Source organism: Gluconacetobacter dulcium (assembly GCF_014174165.1).
In the GTDB taxonomy this organism is placed as follows: domain Bacteria; phylum Pseudomonadota; class Alphaproteobacteria; order Acetobacterales; family Acetobacteraceae; genus Gluconacetobacter; species Gluconacetobacter dulcium.
The window spans coordinates 1-1,565 of sequence record NZ_JABEQN010000056.1 but is presented as its reverse complement, the minus strand read 5'-3'; the positions used below and the strand labels follow the sequence as shown (position 1 = coordinate 1,565).

Sequence of the window (1,565 nt, the reverse complement as noted above, 5' to 3'; positions counted from 1 at the left end):
GTCGATCACCAATTCCCGCGTCTCCATCGAACGCCGCTGCTATTCGCGCCATGCCGCTTCCCTCCTATCGGAGAGAACCTAGCAGATTATCACTCTAAGTGAACAGTATTGACGGGATCGCCCTCCCCACTCTGCCGGAACGGTATCCCTGATTTCCCGCTGAGGTTCCGTCCTACCATCTCAAGCTCCCGCTGACGCAGCGTGGCGACCAGGTTCCGGGCATAACGGATGCTCCCGCCGTCGCGGCTGGCCAGACCCTGCTCCACCAGATGCTCCGTGCGCTTTTCCATCGCCTCTTTGACCTCGGAGCCGAACCCGGTGGACGCGAGGGCAAGAGGCTCCCGCGCGATGGCCTGCCGGTCGAGCCAGGCAGCGCCCTCCGCCGTCACCTGCCGCTCCAGCGTGACGTCCGAACGCACGGCCAGCGCGACACGGTCCCGCCCCCGCTTGTCGGTGAAACGCCGCAGTTCGACGAGGGAGCCGACCGCTCCGTCGCCAGCGGCTTCGAGGTCCGGCAGGCGGACATGATGCGTGCGCCCATCAATTCCATCGATGACGGCATAAGCCGTGCCGCGCAGTTCATCATCGAGGCCACGATCGACCAGCCGGCCGATGACGGGATCGGTGGCCCCCTCCCCCGCCAGCACCCAGGAGGACGCGGCGCGATCGATCTTCTGTTCCGCCAACCCACGGTGGATCCGCTTGATGATGTCATTGCGTTCGCTGATCTCCCGCAGCGTGGCTTCCGCGCTCTCGTCCATCCGCCAGCGGTCCGGCCCGACCTGGTGCGCCAGCCCCATGGTTTCCAGACGGCGCAACCGACCCAGCTTCACAGTGGCGAAGGCGTCCGGCTGTTCGCCTGACACGCGTCCGAGGTCGATGACGCCATCCTCTCCGGCGTCCTTCTGAAGCTGCCGGTCAAGCTGGGTCCGGCGGTCGGCATTCACCTGACGCTCGACCGCCTGATGAATATCATGATACGTGCGCGGTCCAAGTTCCAGCGTCACCAGATCCTGAGCACGGGCACGCATGCCTTCACGGATGTAATCGCGCGCGATCACGAGGTCGTTGCCGTCGTCCGCAACACCCCGGACGATAACGTGCAGATGCGGGTGTGCGGTGTTCCAGTGATCGACGGCGACCCAGTCGAGTTTCGTGCCGAGATCGGACTCCATCTGCCCCATCAGATCGCGGGCGAAGCCCCGCAGATCCGACATCTCCGGCGCGTCCTCGGGTGAGACGATGAAGCGGAAATGATGGCGGTCGCCATCGCAGCGTTCCGCGAAGTCCGAAGCGCGGATGTCATCGCTGTCCTTGCCAAACAGGCGCGCGTCCTCACCGTCCCGCGTTACCCCCTCCCGACGGAGGTAACGCAGATGCGCCGCCAGCGGCGTCGCGCGCGGGGCATGCCGCACGACGCGGGCCTTGATGACGACGCCCCGCGAGCGGCTGGTTGAACCGCCCCGGGTTTACCGGAGAGTAAAACACTCAAAGGATGAGCCCTATGACGACCCAGAAATTCACCCCTGCCTATCCTGCTGAACTTCGAGAACGCGGAGTTCGGC

The 1,565-nt window shown here is 65.1% G+C and carries 1 pseudogene; it reads right to left on the bottom strand.

The annotated features are described in order from the left end of the window. Positions 1–110: 110 nt before the first annotated feature. Positions 111–1,454 (bottom strand): annotated as a pseudogene (locus HLH25_RS19840) (relaxase/mobilization nuclease domain-containing protein); the annotation flags it as partial. Between the last annotated feature and the right edge of the window lie 111 nt (positions 1,455–1,565).